Source organism: Streptomyces mutabilis (assembly GCF_014649815.1).
In the GTDB taxonomy this organism is placed as follows: domain Bacteria; phylum Actinomycetota; class Actinomycetes; order Streptomycetales; family Streptomycetaceae; genus Streptomyces; species Streptomyces mutabilis.
The window spans coordinates 99,865-116,236 of sequence record NZ_BMTT01000005.1 but is presented as its reverse complement, the minus strand read 5'-3'; the positions used below and the strand labels follow the sequence as shown (position 1 = coordinate 116,236).

Annotated in this window: 15 protein-coding genes and 2 pseudogenes; 9 read left to right on the top strand and 8 right to left on the bottom strand. The window is 72.6% G+C overall.

Annotated elements, in window-relative coordinates:
- Positions 1–110: 110 nt before the first annotated feature.
- The 3 genes from IE142_RS13450 to IE142_RS13440 form a co-directional block, all read right to left on the bottom strand.
- Positions 111–776, bottom strand: a complete 666-nt coding sequence (locus IE142_RS13450) for a class F sortase (protein ID WP_191885970.1) — start codon at positions 774–776, stop codon at positions 111–113.
- A 135-nt stretch (positions 777–911) separates the two neighbouring features.
- Entirely contained in the window at positions 912–1,346 is a 435-nt protein-coding gene (locus IE142_RS13445; protein WP_191885969.1) for a hypothetical protein, read from the bottom strand.
- Between the two features lie 188 nt (positions 1,347–1,534).
- Positions 1,535–3,430: a SpoIIE family protein phosphatase gene (locus tag IE142_RS13440; RefSeq protein WP_191885968.1), complete on the bottom strand. Its 1,896-nt coding sequence runs from the start codon at positions 3,428–3,430 to the stop codon at positions 1,535–1,537.
- 131 nt (positions 3,431–3,561) lie between these two features.
- On the opposite strand from IE142_RS13440, the gene IE142_RS13435 reads away from it, so the two are divergent.
- Together IE142_RS13435 and IE142_RS13430 are read left to right on the top strand one after the other, a co-directional pair.
- Positions 3,562–4,263, top strand: coding sequence for a hypothetical protein (locus IE142_RS13435; RefSeq protein ID WP_191885967.1), 702 nt, complete (start codon positions 3,562–3,564; stop codon positions 4,261–4,263).
- Positions 4,264–4,267: 4 nt separating this feature from the next.
- The gene (locus tag IE142_RS13430; RefSeq protein ID WP_191885966.1) at positions 4,268–4,825 is read left to right on the top strand and encodes a GNAT family N-acetyltransferase; all 558 of its coding nucleotides are present in this window, start codon (positions 4,268–4,270) and stop codon (positions 4,823–4,825) included.
- A 29-nt stretch (positions 4,826–4,854) separates the two neighbouring features.
- Here IE142_RS13430 and IE142_RS13425 read toward each other — a convergent pair whose 3' ends face one another.
- Positions 4,855–5,286 carry an ATP-binding protein gene (locus IE142_RS13425; RefSeq protein WP_370466344.1) on the bottom strand — a complete coding sequence of 144 codons (432 nt, stop codon included), beginning with the start codon at positions 5,284–5,286 and terminating at the stop codon, positions 4,855–4,857.
- 210 nt (positions 5,287–5,496) lie between these two features.
- Here IE142_RS13425 and IE142_RS13420 point away from each other — a divergent pair, with 210 nt between their 5' ends.
- Both IE142_RS13420 and IE142_RS13415 read left to right on the top strand, forming a co-directional pair.
- Positions 5,497–6,459, top strand: coding sequence for a LysR family transcriptional regulator (locus tag IE142_RS13420; RefSeq protein ID WP_229830434.1), 963 nt, complete (start codon positions 5,497–5,499; stop codon positions 6,457–6,459).
- Between the two features lie 104 nt (positions 6,460–6,563).
- Positions 6,564–6,773: pseudogene (locus IE142_RS13415) on the top strand (cytochrome P450); the annotation flags it as partial.
- Between the two features lie 24 nt (positions 6,774–6,797).
- Here the strand turns inward: IE142_RS13415 and pgm are convergent.
- Positions 6,798–8,438, bottom strand: coding sequence for a phosphoglucomutase (alpha-D-glucose-1,6-bisphosphate-dependent) (gene pgm / locus IE142_RS13410; RefSeq protein ID WP_191885963.1), 1,641 nt, complete (start codon positions 8,436–8,438; stop codon positions 6,798–6,800).
- A gap of 110 nt (positions 8,439–8,548) precedes the next feature.
- Between pgm and IE142_RS13405 the strand changes: the two genes are divergently transcribed.
- Positions 8,549–8,773: a hypothetical protein gene (locus IE142_RS13405; RefSeq protein WP_306432549.1), complete on the top strand. Its 225-nt coding sequence runs from the start codon at positions 8,549–8,551 to the stop codon at positions 8,771–8,773.
- Here IE142_RS13405 and IE142_RS13400 read toward each other — a convergent pair.
- Both IE142_RS13400 and IE142_RS13395 read right to left on the bottom strand, forming a co-directional pair.
- The gene (locus tag IE142_RS13400; RefSeq protein ID WP_191885962.1) at positions 8,754–9,182 is read right to left on the bottom strand and encodes a hypothetical protein; all 429 of its coding nucleotides are present in this window, start codon (positions 9,180–9,182) and stop codon (positions 8,754–8,756) included. The genes IE142_RS13405 and IE142_RS13400 overlap by 20 nt on opposite strands.
- 106 nt (positions 9,183–9,288) lie before the next feature.
- Positions 9,289–9,876: pseudogene (locus tag IE142_RS13395) on the bottom strand (Type 1 glutamine amidotransferase-like domain-containing protein).
- Between the two features lie 101 nt (positions 9,877–9,977).
- Here IE142_RS13395 and IE142_RS13390 point away from each other — a divergent pair.
- Positions 9,978–10,793, top strand: coding sequence for an SAM-dependent methyltransferase (locus IE142_RS13390; RefSeq protein ID WP_191885961.1), 816 nt, complete (start codon positions 9,978–9,980; stop codon positions 10,791–10,793).
- Positions 10,794–10,810: 17 nt separating this feature from the next.
- Here IE142_RS13390 and IE142_RS13385 read toward each other — a convergent pair whose 3' ends face one another.
- Positions 10,811–11,749 (bottom strand): LysR family transcriptional regulator, encoded by a 939-nt coding sequence (locus IE142_RS13385; protein ID WP_191885960.1) that lies wholly within the window; start codon positions 11,747–11,749, stop codon positions 10,811–10,813.
- Positions 11,750–11,843: 94 nt separating this feature from the next.
- Between IE142_RS13385 and mdlC the strand changes: the two genes are divergently transcribed.
- The 3 genes from mdlC (at position 11,844) to IE142_RS13370 (ending at position 16,306) form a co-directional block, all read left to right on the top strand.
- Positions 11,844–13,424, top strand: a complete 1,581-nt coding sequence (gene mdlC / locus IE142_RS13380) for a benzoylformate decarboxylase (protein WP_191885959.1) — start codon at positions 11,844–11,846, stop codon at positions 13,422–13,424.
- Positions 13,425–13,504: 80 nt separating this feature from the next.
- On the top strand, positions 13,505–14,959 hold the full coding sequence (locus IE142_RS13375) for a benzaldehyde dehydrogenase (protein ID WP_191885958.1): 1,455 nt from the start codon (positions 13,505–13,507) through the stop codon (positions 14,957–14,959).
- A gap of 93 nt (positions 14,960–15,052) precedes the next feature.
- The gene (locus IE142_RS13370) at positions 15,053–16,306 is read left to right on the top strand and encodes an MFS transporter (RefSeq protein WP_191885957.1); all 1,254 of its coding nucleotides are present in this window, start codon (positions 15,053–15,055) and stop codon (positions 16,304–16,306) included.
- Positions 16,307–16,372: the final 66 nt, after the last annotated feature.

Below are 16,372 nucleotides of genomic sequence, written 5' to 3'. Positions count from 1 at the left end.
GAGCCGGCCGCGGTGATACGCCGTCGGCGTGCCTCGATCCTGTGCCCGCCCCTCGGGGCGCGCGACTCGTGTGCACTGCGCGGGTGACCGGGGCAGGGACGGTGCCCGGCTCAGGTGAGGTGGGCGAAGACCACGAGGTTGTCGGTGTAGTCCTTGGCCTTGCGGTCGTAGTCGCCCGCGCAGGTGATGAGCCGTACCTCGGCCCGGTCGGCGTCGCCGTACACGCGCTCGCTGGGGAAGTCGTCCTTGTCGAAGGTCTCCAGGCTGTCGACCGTGAAGGACGCCGTGCGTCCGTCGGCCCGCTTCACGTGGAAGACGTCGCCCTCGTCGAGTTCGGCGAGGCGGGCGAAGACGGCGGCGGACGTCTTGGTGTCCACGTGCCCGGCGATGATCGAGGTGCCCGTCTCGCCGGGGGAGGCGCCGTCGGCGTGCCAGCCGACGAGGTTGGTGTCGGCGGGGGGAGGTGCTTCGAGTTGCCCGTTCTCACCGATGGCGAGGTCGGTGAAGGGAGCGTCGACGGAGATGTCCGGGATCAGCAGGCGCACCGGCTTCGACCGGGGCAGGTCCGTCCGGGTGTCGCCCGCGGCGGACGGGGCCGAGGCGGGCTGCGGGGCGCGGGGCGGGGGTGCGGAGTCGGCGGACGTGTCGTTGCCGCCGATCAGGCTCACCGCCAGGACCAGGAGGGCCACGGCGAACAGCACCGTCGTGCCCGGGCGAGACCCCTGTCCGGTGAGCGCCGGCGTGTCGTCGGTGGATGAAGTAGGGGGGACTGCCATCGAGGACCACCTCACTTGGGCGCGGCAGCACGGCAGGCGGAGGACGGACGAGGACGGACGGGCGGGAGTGGAGGCGAGCCGGGCCGCCACATGCTTCCCGGGTGGCGGCCCGACTGCTATCGCGCCCGGCACGGCTCACGCCACTCCGTCGGCCGACTTCCTGCGTCGGACGGCGTACAGGCCGGTCGCGGCGACGGCCAGGACGGCCAGCCCGCCCGCGGTCGTGGCCGGGGCGTCCAGTCCGCCGCCGCCGGTGTGCATGCCGCCGCGCGGCTTGTCGTGCTCGCCGCCGCCCCAGGACTTCTCTCCCTCGTCCTGCTTGTAGGTCTGCGAGCCCTCCTTGGAGCCGCCGCCGTCCCAGTCGCCCTCGTTCACCGCGGCCAGGGCGCCGCCGCCCGTGTGCATCCCGCCGCGCGGCTCGTCGTGCTTGCCTCCGTTGTCGTGCTCCTTGCTGTAGGAAGAGTCGTCGTGCTCCCAGTCGCCGGCGGTCGCCGCGTGGGCGCCGGGTGCGCCGAGGACGAGGACGGCCGAGGCCGCCGCAGTGGTCAGGAGCATGCGAGCAGAACGCATCTGAGGTTCCTTCCGTCGCGACCGGGCAGCTGGTGCTTCGTCAGCTGAGGTGACCCGGACCCGACGTGAATTACCGTCAGCCCGTTGTCAGCGTCTCACCACTCAAGACGCTCAGGCGGGTGAAGGCGTGGGTGAATCGGCCGGTGGATGCGCCCGCGGAACGGCCGGTGGACCGTCGGTGTACCCCGTCACTCGTCGGGGTCGGCGTGTGTCGGGTCGAGCACCTCGGGCTCCTGGCGGCGGGAGCCGGGCGCCGCCCGGTCGGGGGTGGCGTCGCTGTGCGCGGACTGGGGCGGCGGCGGTGGTGAGGTGTCGCCGGGGGCGCCGACGCCCGCGGCGGGCAGGCGCAGGGCCAGCAGGGCGACGTCGTCACCGCGGGGCTCGATCCGGGCGAGCAGTTCGTCGCAGTACTCGTCGATGGTCCACTCCTCCGGCCGGCAGGCCAGGACGCCGGCGTGGTGGCGGAGCTTGGCCATACCGAGGTCGATCGGACGGTCGCGACTCTCCACCAGGCCGTCGGTGTAGAGCAGGAGGATGCTCTCCGGCGGGAGCTCCTCGCTCACGTCGGGCCAGTCCAGGCCGAGGCGCAGGGTGGCGCTCATGCCGATGAGCGGGCCGTGCCCCGCCTCCAGGAAGCGGGTCGCGCCGTCCCGGGTGACGAGCAGGGGCGGCGGGTGGCCGGCGGTGACCCAGTGGAACTGCCAGGGGCCGCCCTCGGGGCCTTCGACGCGTGCGAAGACGAGCGTGGCCATCGGGGCGTCGCTGGTGTTGGTCACGGCCTCGTCCAGGCGCCGCATGATGACGCTGGGCGGTTCCTGGTGGTCCCAGGCGAGGGCGCGCAGCATGTTGCGGACCTCGGCCATGTGGGCGGCGGCCTGCAGGTCGTGGCCGACCACGTCCCCGATGACCAGGGCCATGACGCCGTCGGCGAGCAGGAAGGCGTCGTACCAGTCGCCGCCGACCTCCATCGCGCTCTCGGCGGGCCGGTACCGGGCCGCCATGCGCAGGTGGTCGACCTGTGGGAGGGGGGTCAGCAGCTGGCGTTGCATGGTCGCGGCGACGTTCTGCTGCTCCTGGTAGAGCCGGGCGTAGTCAAGGACCAGTCCGACGCGGCGGCCGATGTCGGCGAGCAGGGCGATCTCCGCCTCGGAGTGCGCCGGGTGGTCCCCCGCGCGCGCCACGGTCAGTGTCCCGTACGACCGCTGCCGGGTGCGGAGTGGGACGACGACGGCGGAGTGTCCGCCGAGGCGTTCGAACAGCACCCGGTGCGTGGCGGCGAGGGGGTGGTGCGGGTCGTCGAGCACCTCCTCGGCACTCAGCGGGACGGGACGGTCGCCGTTGACCAGCCGGTTCAGCGCGGCGCGGGCGGGGTACGGCAGCGGGGTGGACGGTCCTCTCAGCCTTCCCGCCCGGTGCGGGTGGGCGCTGCTGCGGACGGCGACCCGCTCCAGGACCTCCGACCCGCCCTGGTGCAGGTCGGCCGCGGCCCACTGGCCCAGTTCCGGCACCAGCAGCCGCAGGAGACGGCGGAGGGTGGCGGAGGTGCGCTCGGTGGGGACGAGGACCGTGGAGATCTCGGCCACCAGGTGCAGCTGGGTGGTGAAGGCCTCCAGGGCGGCGGTGCGCGCCTTGATCTCCTCGGTGGCGCTGCGGTGCAGGCTGAAGTCGCGGAAGACGAGCGCCAGTCCCTCCGGCCGGCCGTCCCGGACCAGTGGGGTGGTGGCCCAGATGATCGGCACGGTGGTGCCGTCCGCCCGTTGGAGGTACTCCTCGCTGCCTTCCTCGTACGACGTCCCGGACAGGGGGTTGCGCAGTGTGCACCGCTCGCGCGGTACGGGGCTGCCGTCGGCGTGCCGGTGCAGCAGGTCGTGCGCGTCGTGTCCGACCATGTCCCGCGCCGACCGCCCCAGGAGTTGCTCGGCCCACGGGTTCACCGAGGTGATCCGGCCGGTCGCGTCAAGGGTGAGGACGCCGGCACCCAGGGCCCGCAGCACGGCACGGGCGAATCCGGGCTCCACGACGCCGTCCGCGTCCTCCGGCCCTGGTCCGTCGGCCTCCCGGTGGCCCGCCCAGCGTGACGCCACGACCCTCACAGCCTTCCGATACCGTCCATCCCGCCAGGTTCCCCCACCGGCCGGGGGTGAACCGCTCCGAAGGGCCGAAGGAGGGAGGTCGGGTAAGCTCCCCGTGCCGATCTTGTACCTCGGAGGGGTGTGTGCGGACCAGGACCACGACCGCGGCGACGGCCGTGCTGAGCTGTCTGCCGGCAGGAGCTCTCACTGCGGGGTGCGGCGCCGGAGACGCAGGACGGACGAAGTCCGCCGACGAGATGCTCGAGGACGCCAACGCCACGATGCGGGCACTGGAGTCCGTGCGGATCGACTCCACCAGCACCGCCGCGAAGGGCGGTACGGTGACCAGCCGGCTGGTCACCGACCTCGACAGCCGGTGCTCCGGGAAGACCACGTTCCCCGATGGCGGCAGTCTCAAGCGGATCCGGATGGGCGAGACCGACTACGTCCGTCCCGACCGCACTTATCTGGAGAAGCGGAAGCCCGGCGGCGGCACGGGCGAGCAGCGGCTGCGGATCAGGACGCCGGCCGACTCCGCGCAGCCCGGCGACGGCCTTTCCTCCTGCACACGGCCCTTCACCTCGTTCGGTACGGCGAAGAAGGGGAAGACCGCCCGCGTCTCCGGCCGGGCGGCCGTCGAGCTGACCGTGACCGACGAGGGGGGCGGCGAAGGTGGAACGTACACCTTCCACGTCGCCACGGAGGGCAAGCCCCATCTGCTCAAGGTGGTCTACGAGGGCGCCGACTACGACACGACCACGTCCTTCACCGGCTTCGACGAGCCGCTGAACATGAAGGCGCCGGACCCGGCCGAGGTCATCGACGCGGAAGAGGCGACGAGGTGAGGCCGTGAGCGGCTCCGGTATCCGTACCGATCGTCTCCTGCTCCGCGAGTGGCGGGCTTGCGACCTGGAACCCTGGGCGGCCATGAACGCCGACCCGTTGGTCCGCGAGTACTTCCCCGGGACACTCACCCGGGAACGGAGCGATGCGTCCGTGGCCGGGTTCCAGGCCGACCTGGAACGGCGCGGCTGGGGCTGGTGGGCGGTGGAGGTGGCCGGCACGGGCGAGTTCATCGGGTTCACCGGACTCGATCCCGTGGAGGACGGGATGCCCTTCGACGGGGTGGAGGCCGGCTGGCGGCTGGCCCGTCCGGCCTGGGGGCACGGCTACGCCACCGAGGCCGCGCGGGCGGTGGTCTCCTTCGGTTTCGAGGAGCTCGGGCTGGCGGAGGTCCTGGCGGTGACCGCGGCCACGAATCTCCGCTCGCAGGCGGTGATGCGCCGCCTCGGCATGACGCGCGACCCGGCCGACGACTTCGACGATCCGGATGTGCCCGAGGGCCCACTGCGCCGCAGCGTGGTCTACCGGATCGGGGCCGGTGAGCGGGGCTCCGCCGGCCGGTAGGGCGCGAGGAGGGCGGAATCACCAGCGGATCAGGAGGCGTGGCCGAGGGCCGTGCCTTCGTGGTCGTCGGCGAGCCGCACCGCGGCCCTCATACGCTTGCCCACGGGCTCCCGGTGCACCTCGAGACTCTGGCAGACGGCCATGACGATCTCCAGTCCGTGTCGCCCTATCCGGTCCGGGTCCGGGCCCTCGGCCAGCGGCAGCACCGGGTCGCTGTCCCACACCGTGACCTCCACCCGGTCCTCGGCCAGCTCGAGGTCGACGAGTGACGGGCCGGGCGCGTACTTGCAGGCGTTCGTCAGCAGCTCGCTGACGACCAGCTGCACCAGGTCCACCGCGCGGTCGGAGACCGGCCGGTTCCGCGTTGCCCGCACACGTGCCAGGAAGCCACGGGCCAGCTCCCGGCCCCGGGCGATGTCGCCGGGCCTGCCCTCGTACTTCGCCGAAACCCTGACCGGCACCTCTCTCGGCCGGTTCCCGTTCTGGACAGCCCCGTTCAATCGATCCGCCCTCTTCCCGAGCCTTGACCGTCACGCCAGCCCGTCTACCCCCGAATCCGGGAAACATCCGACCGTCGTCACGATCACCGGCCGATGGGGCGCCGGACGCGTGGGTCCCAGGAGAACCGGCACTCCGGACCGTGACCGCTGTCAGCTCCTAGGATGGCGGGCGTGGATCTCCTCGCCGTTCGCACCTTCGTCACCGCTGCGGAGGCGGGTCAGCTGCAGATCGCAGCCGACCGGTTGGCGGTGACCCAGCAGGCGGTGTCCAAACGCGTCGCCGCCCTGGAGAAGAGTCTGGGCATCTCCTTGTTCACCCGCACCGCGCGAGGGGTCCGGCTCACCGTCGACGGGCAGGCGTTCCTCCCGCACGCGCGTGCGCTGCTCGACGCCGAGGAGCGGGCCCTCGCCTCCGTACGGCCCGGACGCCGCCCGCTGCGGGTCGACGTGATCGGCAGGCGGGCCGCCACGGCGGGCGTGCTGCGCGACTTCCACCGCGCCCGTCCCGGTGTCGCCCTCGACGTCCTCACCCTCCCCGACGTGCGGGCGGCCATCGACGCCATCCGGTCCGGGGCGGTCGACGCGTCCTTCCGCTGCGTGACCATGCCGGGGCTCGAACTGCCGGACGGCATCGAGGCCACTCCCCTCTTCGACGAGCCGCTCCATCTGGTCATCGGACCCGCCCACGAGTTCGCGGCGGCAGAGGAGATCACCCCGGCCCAGCTCGCCGGGCACCGCGTCTGGATGCCGGGGAACGTCCCCGGCGCCGAGTGGTCGGCCTACTACGACGCCCTCGCCGCCGAGTTCGGGCTCACCATCGACACGGCGGGGCCCAACTTCGGCGTCGAGGACCTGCTCGACACGATCGCCGAGTCCTCGGCCGTCGCCACCTTCCTCAGCGACCGGACACCGCTCGTCAAGCCGACCGTCCAGGGTCTGCGGCGCATCCCCCTGCGCGACCCGACGCCCGTCTACCCGCACTCCCTGCTCCTGCACGCCGACAACCCGCACCCCGCGCTGGCGGCGCTCCGTGCCCACCTCGCCTCCCGGCCGTCCGGCCACCTGGCCGCGGAGGTCTGGGCGCCGCCCTGGGCCCTGCGCCGCCGGCCACCGGACGGTCGTACCCCGATGTGACGAGCCGTGCTGCCGGCCCGACGGATTCCGGGGGTGGTCAGGGGCCGCCGGCTGACTGATCCTGTGAGGACGCCGGCCGGTCGCGCGGTCATCGGGACCGCCCGGGGCCTGGCTTGGGTTCCTTCGGCGACGGCCCGCACCGGTGCCCCGGGGCGCACATCGCCCTGTTGGAGACCGACGTGTTCCTCAGCCGGCTGTTCGCCCTGGACGGCATCCGCTTGAGCGGGGAGCCCCGCGTCGCCTTCCAGGAGGCGATCGGCGGTTACGAGATCCGCGGGCTGACCGTGGCACTCCCCCGGGCCGGTCGCGGCTGACCGGCCCGGTAGTCGGGTACGGCGTCAGTCACCGAGGGCGCCGAGGACGACGAGCTTGGCCTCGTCCTGCACCTGGCGCAGGTGGTCCGCCCCGAGGAAGGACTCCCCGTAGATCTTGTAGACGTCTTCGGTGCCGGAGGGCCGGGCGGCGAACCAGGCGTTCTCGGTGGTCACCTTGATGCCGCCGATGGCCGCTCCGTTGCCCGGTGCCTCGGTGAGCACCGCCGTGACCGGCTCCCCGGCGAGTGTGTCGGCGGTGACCTCGGCCGGGGACAGCTTTGCGAGGCGGGCCTTCTCCTCGCGGGTGGCCGGGGCGTCGATGCGGGCGTAGGCGGGTTCGCCGAAACGGCCGGTGAGGGCGGCGTAGTGCTCGGACGGCGTCTTCCCCGTGACGGCGGTGATCTCGGAGGCGAGCAGGGCCAGGATGATGCCGTCCTTGTCCGTGGTCCACACGGAACCGTCGCGGCGCAGGAAGGACGCGCCGGCCGATTCCTCGCCGCCGAAGCCGAGCGTGCCGTCGACCAGACCGTCCACGAACCACTTGAAGCCGACGGGCACCTCCACGAGCGGGCGCCCGAGGTCGGCGGCGACCCGGTCGATCATGCCGGAGGACACCAGCGTCTTGCCCACGCCCGCGTCGGCCGACCACTCGGTGCGGTGGGCGTAGAGGTAGGCGATGGCGGTGGCGAGGTAGTGGTTGGGGTTCATCAGCCCCGCGTCCGGGGTGACGATGCCGTGCCGGTCGGCGTCGGCGTCGTTGCCGGTCGCGATGTCGAAGCGGTCGCGCCGCTCGATGAGCGAGGCCATCGCGTGCGGCGACGAGCAGTCCATGCGGATCTTGCCGTCCCAGTCCAGCGTCATGAACCGCCAGGTGGGGTCGGTGAGCGGGTTGACCACCGTCAGGTCGAGGCGGTGCTGCTCGGCGATGCGTCCCCAGTACGCGACTGAGGCTCCGCCGAGCGGGTCGGCGCCGATCCGCACGCCCGCCGACCGGATCGCGTCGAGGTCCAGGACGCTCGGCAGGTCGGACACGTAGGCGTCGAGGAAGTCGTGGCGGCCGGTGCCGGGCGCGGCGAGGGCCCGAGCGTAGGGGACGCGTCGTACGTCCTTCAGCCCGGCGGTGATGATCTCGTTGGCGCGGTCCTGGATCCAGGACGTGGCGTCGGAGCCTGCCGGGCCGCCGTTCGGGGGGTTGTACTTGAAGCCGCCGTCGGAGGGCGGATTGTGCGAGGGGGTGACGACCACGCCGTCGGCGAGACCCGAGGTGCGGCCCCGGTTGTGGGTGAGGATGGCGTGGGAGACCGCGGGGGTCGGGGTGTAGCCGTCCGCGGTGTCGATCAGGACGGTCACGTCGTTGGCCGCGAACACCTCCAGCGCGGTGATCCTCGCCGGCTCGGACAGCGCGTGGGTGTCGGCGCCGAGGAAGAGCGGGCCGTCGGTGCCCTGTGCGGCCCGGTACTCGCAGATGGCCTGGCTGGTCGCCGCGATGTGGTCCTCGTTGAACGCGGCCGCCAGTGACGACCCCCGGTGCCCGGAGGTGCCGAAGGCCACGCGCTGGCCGGGCTCGGCCGGGTCCGGGTGCAGCGCGTAGTACGCCGTCACCAGCCGGGCGACGTCGATCAGGTCCTCGGGGCCGGCCGGCTTCCCGGCTCGGTCATGCTGCATGCGCCCACTCCTCCGCATCGTCGGGCATTCGCTCGCGGAACCCATCTTCCCCTGTCCGGTGCGCCGGCACGGGACCGGTACCGGGGGTGGGCCACGGTTACGGTGAACGCTTGACCGAGGTGGAGGTGCTGCAGCCGCTCGTCTCGCCCGCGCACCGGTTGGCCGGGCGCCCCGCGGACGGGCCTTCGCCCGGTCCCGCCGACGAGCGTGTGCCCCGCGTGGAGGTGCGGGAAGGTCTGGGTCCGGTCGGCGACCGGTACTACGCGCGCCCGGCCGCGGCACAGACCGTGGCCGTCGGGACCGGCCGGGGGGGTGTCAGATCCGACCGCCGGTGAGCCGGGTGAGGGGACCGTGGGTGTGGCGTCCCGCGCGGCGGCCCACCGCGTACGACACGGCGCTCAGCGCGGTGATGCCGGCGCCCACGCCCGCGGTGACCAGTTTGCGGTTCGCGATGACCGTCCACGCGGTCTTCGCCCCTGCCGCGACCTGCCCCGACGTGGTGATGACCGCCTGACGTCCGGCTTCGACGCCCTTGGCCGCCGATTCCACTGCGCCGTTCGCGGCCCGGGCCGAACGCTGGGCTCCCGCCTTGGCCGCTGATGCCGCGTCACCCGCCTTGTCCGCGGCGGACTTTCCGGCGCGCGAGGCGGTGGCGGTCGCCTCGTCCGCGACGCCGCTGGTCTTCACCTCGGCGGTCCGTGTGGTGCTGCGCTTCTGGTTCGTGTTCTTGTTCGGATCGCTCATGGACTCCGCTTTGCCTCTCACACCGGCGGCAAACGCGTACGTCGGCGCACGTCGGGTCCGACCGCCGCTCAAGGAGCCGATCAGGGTGCCGAACGGGGCGTAGGCGTCACCCCGCCCCGGGCAGCCGCCGCGGCTCAAGGCGTTCCTCCACCGCCCGGTCGCCGTCGCGGGTCACCACGTAGGCTCCCTTGCCCACGGTCTCCGTCATCGCCTCGACCAGTTCGGTGCCGCGGTAGACCGGGCCCACACCGTCGTCCGTGCAGTGGGCGGCGGGCAGGGTGCCGTCGGCGACGAGCCGGTGGATCAGCGGCCGGCGGCCCTCGTCGACGTCGTGGTGCACGCCGTTGCCGTAGGGCAGAAGTCAGGGCGTCGGTGAGCGGGTTCAGTTCGGGGCCGGAGGAGTCGGTCGCGCCGCCCCGGTACCGGCACAGCGATCCCGCGCTCACTCCGCTGAGCACGACCCCTGCTTCCCATGCGCGTCGCATGATCCGGTCGACGCCGTGGACACGCCACACGGCCGGCAGGTCGGCCACCGAGCCGTCCGTCACCCGGACTACGTCCTGGGCGAGCGTCGGCCGTGCGCGCCCGAGAGGTCCGCCGCGAAGTGGGCCAGGGCGTCGAACGCCACCATGGTCCGTCCGCCCGTGCGATGGCCTCCGGAGGCGGCGAGGACGGTGGGTCCGGGTTCCGTCATGAGGGTGAGCCCCACGACCCGGTCCGAGACGTCGCCCCGGCCAACTCGGCGGGCTACGTTTGCCCTTGAGTGATCAACCAGCCGGACCGGAGGACATTCCCATGACCGAGTCGCCCGCCGTGAACGACGCCCGCGAGAGGATCAGGACGGACCAGCCCCACACGGCCCGCATCTGGAACTACTGGCTGGGGGGCAAGGACAACTACCCGGTGGACCAGCAGGCCGGCGACCAGATACGCCGACTGCACCCCGGCATCGGGGACTACGCCCTGGCCGACCGCGAGTTCCTGGGCCGTGCGGTGCGCCATCTCGCCGGCGACCGGGGCATCCGGCAGTTCCTCGACATCGGGACCGGACTGCCCTCCGCGGACAACACCCACGAGGTCGCCCAGCGCGTCGCGCCCGAATCCCGCATCGTCTACGTCGACAACGACCCGATCGTCCTGGCCCACGCCGAGGCGCTGCTCACGAGCACCCCGCAGGGCCGCACGGACTACCTCGACGAGGACCTGCGCAACGTCGACGCCATTCTGGAGCACGCGTCGCGCACCCTGGACATGAGCGAGCCCGTCGCGCTGGTGCTGCTGGGTGTCGTGATCTTCGTCGAGGACGACGAAGAGGCCCACGGGATCGTGCGGCGACTGGTCGACGCCCTGCCCCGGGGCAGCCATCTCGTTCTGTCGCACACCGTCACCCGGCCGGACATGCCCGACGTCGACGCGGCCGTGGCCTTCTGGAACGAGCACGGCACGCCGAAGCTCACCCAGCGCACCCCGAACGCCGTGGCCCGGTTCTTCGACGGGCTGGAGCTGCTGCAGCCCGGCGTGGTCTCCTGCAACCGCTGGCGCCCGGAGTCCGGTGACGGCGAACTCCCCGCCGAGGTCGCCATGTTCGGCGGGGTGGGCCGCAAGGCGTGACCTCCGGCCGGTGACCGCTACGTCACCGCCGCGGTCGGCGGCAGCTGGGCCGGGCTCACCTGCTCGCCCAGCACTTGGGCCATGAACTGCACCAACCACCGCTGCGCCGGGCTGCGCGAGGACTCGTGCCGCGCGTACAGGGCGATCTCGATCGGCTCGGTGTCGAAGGGGAGACGCACCAGTCGTACCCGGTGGGAGGCGGTGAAGACCTCTCCCACGTACTCGGGGACGATGGCGATCAGGTCGGTCTGCTCCAGCAGGTAGGGCAGCATCGAGAAGCGGGTGGCGTCCACGGCCACCCGCTCCAGCAGTCCGTGCGCCGCCAGTACCGCCCGGGGCGCGACGTGACCGCTCGGCCCGAAAACCGTCGCGTGGTGCTCGGCCGCGAGGTCCGGCAGTGTGACCTCGTCGCCCCGGATCCGGGGGTGGTCGACGGCGACCATCAGGACGTAGCGCTCCCGGAAGAGCGGGATTCGCACCGTCAGGTGCGAGGTGATCACCGGGGTGGCCACGAACGCGTCGAGGTCACCCCGGCGCAGCTGGCTCTCGGCGTCCTCCACGTCGAACGGCCGGACCGTGAACGACACCCCCGGCGCACGCTCGCGCGCGGCGGCCAGAAGCCTCGGCAGGAGGGTGGCCTCGCCGAGGTCGGAGAGGGCGATGGTGAAACGGCCCGACATGGCGGCGGGGTCGAAGGCGTCGCCCTGACGGACCGTCCCGTCGATCTCCGCCAGGGCGCGCTGGAGCGGCTCGTACAGCCGCCGGGCACCGGCCGTGGGTGTCAGTCCGCGCCCGTTGCGGCGGAACAGCTCGTCGTCGAAGTGCCGCCGCAGCTTGCCCAGGCTGTAGCTGACGGTGGGCTGGGTGACGTGGAGCGTCTCCGCGGTGGCCGTGACGCTGCCGGTCTCGTAGAGCAGGACGAAGACGCGGGCGAGATTGAGATCGAAGGTGCCCATATCGATGGACTCTATATCGGTTCGGCGAAACATCTATTGGTGCCCATGTCGCGGGGTCCCTAGCGTGTCCGGCATCACTTCGAAAGGAACGTCCGTGTCAACCGTGCGCCGTCTCTGCCACGATTTCCTGGAGCGCCAGGGCCTCACCACCGTCTTCGGCAACCCGGGCTCCAACGAGCTTCCCTTCCTCGCCGACCTGCCCGACGGTTTCCGCTACGTCCTCGGTCTGCACGAGGGCGCGGTGGTCGGCATGGCGGACGGCTACGCCCAGGCGTCCGGGCGTCCGGTGCTGGTGAACCTGCACGCCGCCTCCGGTTCGGGCAACGCGATGGGGGCGCTGACGAACGCCGTGGCGTCCCGTACGCCGCTCGTGGTGCTGGCCGGGCAGCAGGTGCGGCCGGCCATCGGGCCGGAGGCCAACCTGGCCAGCGTCGACGCGCAAACCCTGATGAAGCCGCTGGTCGGCTGGGCGGCGGAGCCGGCGTGCGCCGAGGACGTACCGCGGGCCCTCGCACAGGCCGTCTTCGAGGCGCGGCTCCAGCAGCGGCCGACGTACCTCTCCGTGCCGTACGACGACTGGTCGGCCGAGGCCGACGACAACGCCCCGGCGGTACTGGACCGGCGGGTGGAGCGGGCCTCGGTGCCCGGCGGTGAGCAGGCCCGCGCGCTCGTGGAGCGGGTCGCCGCCGCCCGGCGCCCCGCGCTGGTGCTGGGCGGCGACATCGATTCGGCCGGTCTCTTCGACGACGCCGTCCGGCTGGCGGAGCTTCTCGGCGGCCCGGTGTGGGCGGCGCCCTCGCTCTTCCGGCTGCCCTTCCCCAACCGGCACCCGCAGTTCCGGGGCGTACTGCCCGCCGGTATCGCGCCCGTCTCCCGTGCCTTCGAGGGGCACGACCTCGTCCTCGTGCTGGGCGCGCCGGTGTTCCGCTACCACGAGTACCTGCCCGGCCGTTATCTGCCCGAGGGCACCCGGCTCGTCCAGGTGACCGAGGACGCGTCGGCCGCCGCGCGGGCGCCGATGGGCGAGGCCCTGGTCGCCGATCCCGGCGCCGTCATCGACCTGCTGCTGAGGTCGCTCGACGCGCGCGGCGAGCCCGCGCGTCCGTACCGGCCCGCCCCCGAGCCGCTCACCGCCGACGGACCGAGCCTCCACCCCGAGCAGGTCTTCGCCGCCCTGCGCGACGAACTGCCCGAGGACACCGCCTACGTCGTGGAGTCCACCTCGACCAACTCCGCGTGGTGGCGTCAGATGGATCTGCGCCACCAGGGTTCCTACTACTTCCCGGCGGCCGGCGGACTCGGCTTCGGCCTGCCCGGCGCCGTCGGGGTGGCGATGGCCCAGCCCGGCCGTCCGGTCGTCGGCGTCATCGGGGACGGCTCGGCCAACTACGGCATCACCGCTCTGTGGACGGCCGCGCAGCACCGGGTCCCGCTGACGATCGTGTTGCTGCGCAACGGCACCTACGGGGCGCTGCGCTGGTTCGGCGGTCTGCTCGGAGTGCCGGACGCGCCCGGACTGGACATCCCCGGGCTGGACTTCACCCGCGTCGCGGAGGGCTACGGGGTGCGCGCCCGGCATGTGGGCGGGGTCGAGGAACTGCGCGCCGTACTCGCCGAGCGGCCCGACCACCCCCGCCTGATCCAGGTGGACACGGCCCTCACCACGCCCTCCTGACCCACGACCCGCCGACCGGCCGAGCGCACGGAGCCGCTGACGCGCTCGACTACCCGAAAATCCCGAAGAAGGGGAAGACGATGACATTCCTGGACAGCGACGTCTGGGGCCGGAAGTTCTTCAGCGACGGCTGGCAGGACTCCCCCGCCGAGCACCCGGTGACCGAGCCGGCGACCGGTGAACGGCTCGGCGCGGTAGGCCTGGCCACGGCCGAGGACGTGGCCAGGGCCGCGGCGCGGGCCGCCGAGGCCCAGCGGGAGTGGGCGGCGACGCCGCCCCGGCAGCGGGCCGCCGTACTGCGCCGTGCGGGCGAGCTCTTCACCGAGCACGCCGCCGAGATCGAGGACTGGCTGGTGCGCGAGGCCGGCTCGGTCCGGTCCAAGGCCGCCTTCGAGGCGGGGCTCGCGATCGGCGAGTGCTTCGAGTGCGCGGGCCTGCCGACGCACCCGCAGGGCGAGGTGCTGACCTCCGAGGAGGCGCGCTGGTCGCTCGCCCGCCGCAAGCCGGCCGGTGTCGTGAGCGTGGTCTCCCCCTTCAACTTCCCGCTGATCCTCGGTCTGCGTTCGGTGGCGCCGGCGCTCGCCCTCGGCAACGCCGTGCTGCTCAAGCCGGACCCGCGGACCGCGGTGAGCGGTGGCGTCGTCATCGCCCGGATCTTCGAGGAGGCCGGGCTGCCCGCGGGCGTCCTGCACCTGCTGCCGGGGGACGGCGCGGTCGGCCGGGCGGTCGTCGAGGCCCCGGAGGTCCGTGTGATCTCCTTCACCGGGTCCACGCCGGTCGGGCGGATCATCGGCGAGCAGGCCGGACGGCTGCTCAAGCGCGCCCACCTGGAGCTGGGCGGGAACAACGCGCTGGTCGTGCTGCCGGGCGCGGACGTGCCGAAGGCGGCGTCGGCGGGGGCCTTCGGCTCGTACCTGCACCAGGGGCAGATCTGCATGACGACCGGCCGGCACATCGTGCACGAGTCGCTGGTGGAGGAGTACACCGCCGCGCTCGCCGCTAAGGCCGAGGCCTTGCCGGTCGGTGACCCGGCCCGCGAGGACGTGGCGCTCGGCCCGATCATCGACCGTCGCCAGCTGGAGCGGGTGCACGGCATCGTCACCGACAGTGTCGCCGCGGGGGCGAAGGTCGCCGCCGGCGGCGAGATCGTCGGCGCCGGCTACCGGGCGACCGTGCTGACCGGCCTGACGACCGAGATGCCTGCCTGGCGCGAGGAGATCTTCGGTCCCGTGGCCCCGGTCATCTCCTTCTCCACGCTGGAGGAGGCCGCGCGGATCGTCAACGACTGCGAGTACGGGCTCTCGGTCGGCATCCTCGGGGACGTCGGGACGGCGATGAAGCTCGCCGACCGGATCGACTCGGGCAAGGTCCACATCAACGAGCAGACGGTGAGCGACGAGCCGAACGCCCCCTTCGGCGGGGTCAAGGATTCCGGCACCGGGTCCCGCTTCGGCGGCGCCGCGGCCAACGTCGAGGCGTTCACCGAAACCCAGTGGGTCACGGTCCGCCCGGACATCGCCGACTACCCGTTCTGATCCGGCCGGCCACGCGTCACGGCCCCCTTCGGCCACCCCGGCCACCCTTCCCGGCTCCGCTCACTCACACCCGTTCCCGGGGGGAGACTCATCATGGCTTCCACCACCACGTCCGGCGCGCCCGCGCGGACAGGCCGCGCCGGCAGCAGCAGGTGGACGGTGATCCTCTGCTGGATCACCGTCCTGCTGGAGGGCTACGACCTCGTCGTCCTCGGCGCTATCATCCCCACCCTGCTCAAGACCCACCACCTGGGCATGACCGCGGGTGACGCGACCACCATCGCCACGCTCTCCCTCGTGGGCGTCGCCATCGGCGCGGTCTGCGTCGGTCCGCTCGCCGACCGGCTGGGGCGCCGCCGGCTGCTCATCGGCTCGGTGGTGCTGTTCTCCGTCTTCACCATCGTGGTGCCGCTCGCGACGTCCGTGTGGATGTTCGCCGCGCTGCGTCTCGTCGCCGGCCTCGGGCTCGGCGCCTGCATGCCCGTGTCACTCACGATGATGGCCGAGCACATGCCCGCCAGCCGCCGGGCGCGGGCCAGCACGCTGACGATGACCGGCTATCACACGGGTGCCGTGATCACCTCGCTGCTGGCCCTCCAGGTGACCGACAACTGGGAGATCCTCTTCTACCTGCTCGGCGTCGTCGGCCTCGTGGTCGCCGCCGTCCAGTGGTTCAGGCTGCCGGAGTCGGAGGCGTTCGTCCGGGCCAAGCAGGACGGGGAGCAGCGGGTGCCGTTCACCGAGCTGCTCAAGCCGGCGTACCTGCGGGCGGGCATCGGCATCTGGGTCGCGTCGTTCATGGGGCTGCTGCTGGTCTACGGCCTCAACACCTGGCTGCCCAAGCTGATGAACGACGCCGGCTACCCGGTACCGACGGCCGTCACCCAGCTCCTCGTGCTCAACGTGGGCGGTGTCGTCGGGCTGGTGCTCGGCGGGTTCGTCGCCGACCGGCGAGGCATCAAGGGCACCACGATGAGCTGGTTCGCGGTCTCGGTGGTCATGCTGGCGTGCCTGAGCATCAAGATGGGGAGCGACCTGATGCTCAACGTCGTCGTCTTCTTCACCGGCGTGTTCGTCTTCTCCGCCATGGTGCTCGTCTACGCCTACGTGACGAACTTCTACCCGGCCGCCGTGCGGAGCACCGCGCTCGGTTCGGCGTCCGGGATCGGCCGCATCGGCTCGATCGTGGGCCCGTCGATCACCGGAGCCCTGGTCTCCTCGGGGATCGGTCACCCTTGGGGCTTCTACTTCTTCGCCGCGGTGGCGGTCCTCGGATTCCTGGCCGTACTGACCCTGCCGCGCACGGCGGCGGGCGTACCGGCAAAGACCGTCGAGCCGGCCGCCTGAGGCCCCCGGGCACGCGTGACGGGAGCGGTCGGGTGACTCACCCGGCTGCTCCCGTCGTCGTCAGGT

What these genes read in the sequence shown, in the direction of transcription:
- IE142_RS13370 (WP_191885957.1), top strand. Translation starts at nt 15,053, where the DNA reads ATGGCTTCCACCACCACGTCCGGCGCGCCCGCGCGGACAGGCCGCGCC.
- IE142_RS13375 (WP_191885958.1), top strand. Translation starts at nt 13,505, where the DNA reads ATGACATTCCTGGACAGCGACGTCTGGGGCCGGAAGTTCTTCAGCGAC.
- IE142_RS13390 (WP_191885961.1), top strand. Translation starts at nt 9,978, where the DNA reads ATGACCGAGTCGCCCGCCGTGAACGACGCCCGCGAGAGGATCAGGACG.
- IE142_RS13400 (WP_191885962.1), bottom strand. Translation starts at nt 9,182, where the DNA reads ATGAGCGATCCGAACAAGAACACGAACCAGAAGCGCAGCACCACACGG.
- IE142_RS13445 (WP_191885969.1), bottom strand. Translation starts at nt 1,346, where the DNA reads ATGCGTTCTGCTCGCATGCTCCTGACCACTGCGGCGGCCTCGGCCGTC.
- IE142_RS13385 (WP_191885960.1), bottom strand. Translation starts at nt 11,749, where the DNA reads ATGGGCACCTTCGATCTCAATCTCGCCCGCGTCTTCGTCCTGCTCTAC.
- IE142_RS13450 (WP_191885970.1), bottom strand. Translation starts at nt 776, where the DNA reads ATGGCAGTCCCCCCTACTTCATCCACCGACGACACGCCGGCGCTCACC.
- pgm (WP_191885963.1), bottom strand. Translation starts at nt 8,438, where the DNA reads ATGCAGCATGACCGAGCCGGGAAGCCGGCCGGCCCCGAGGACCTGATC.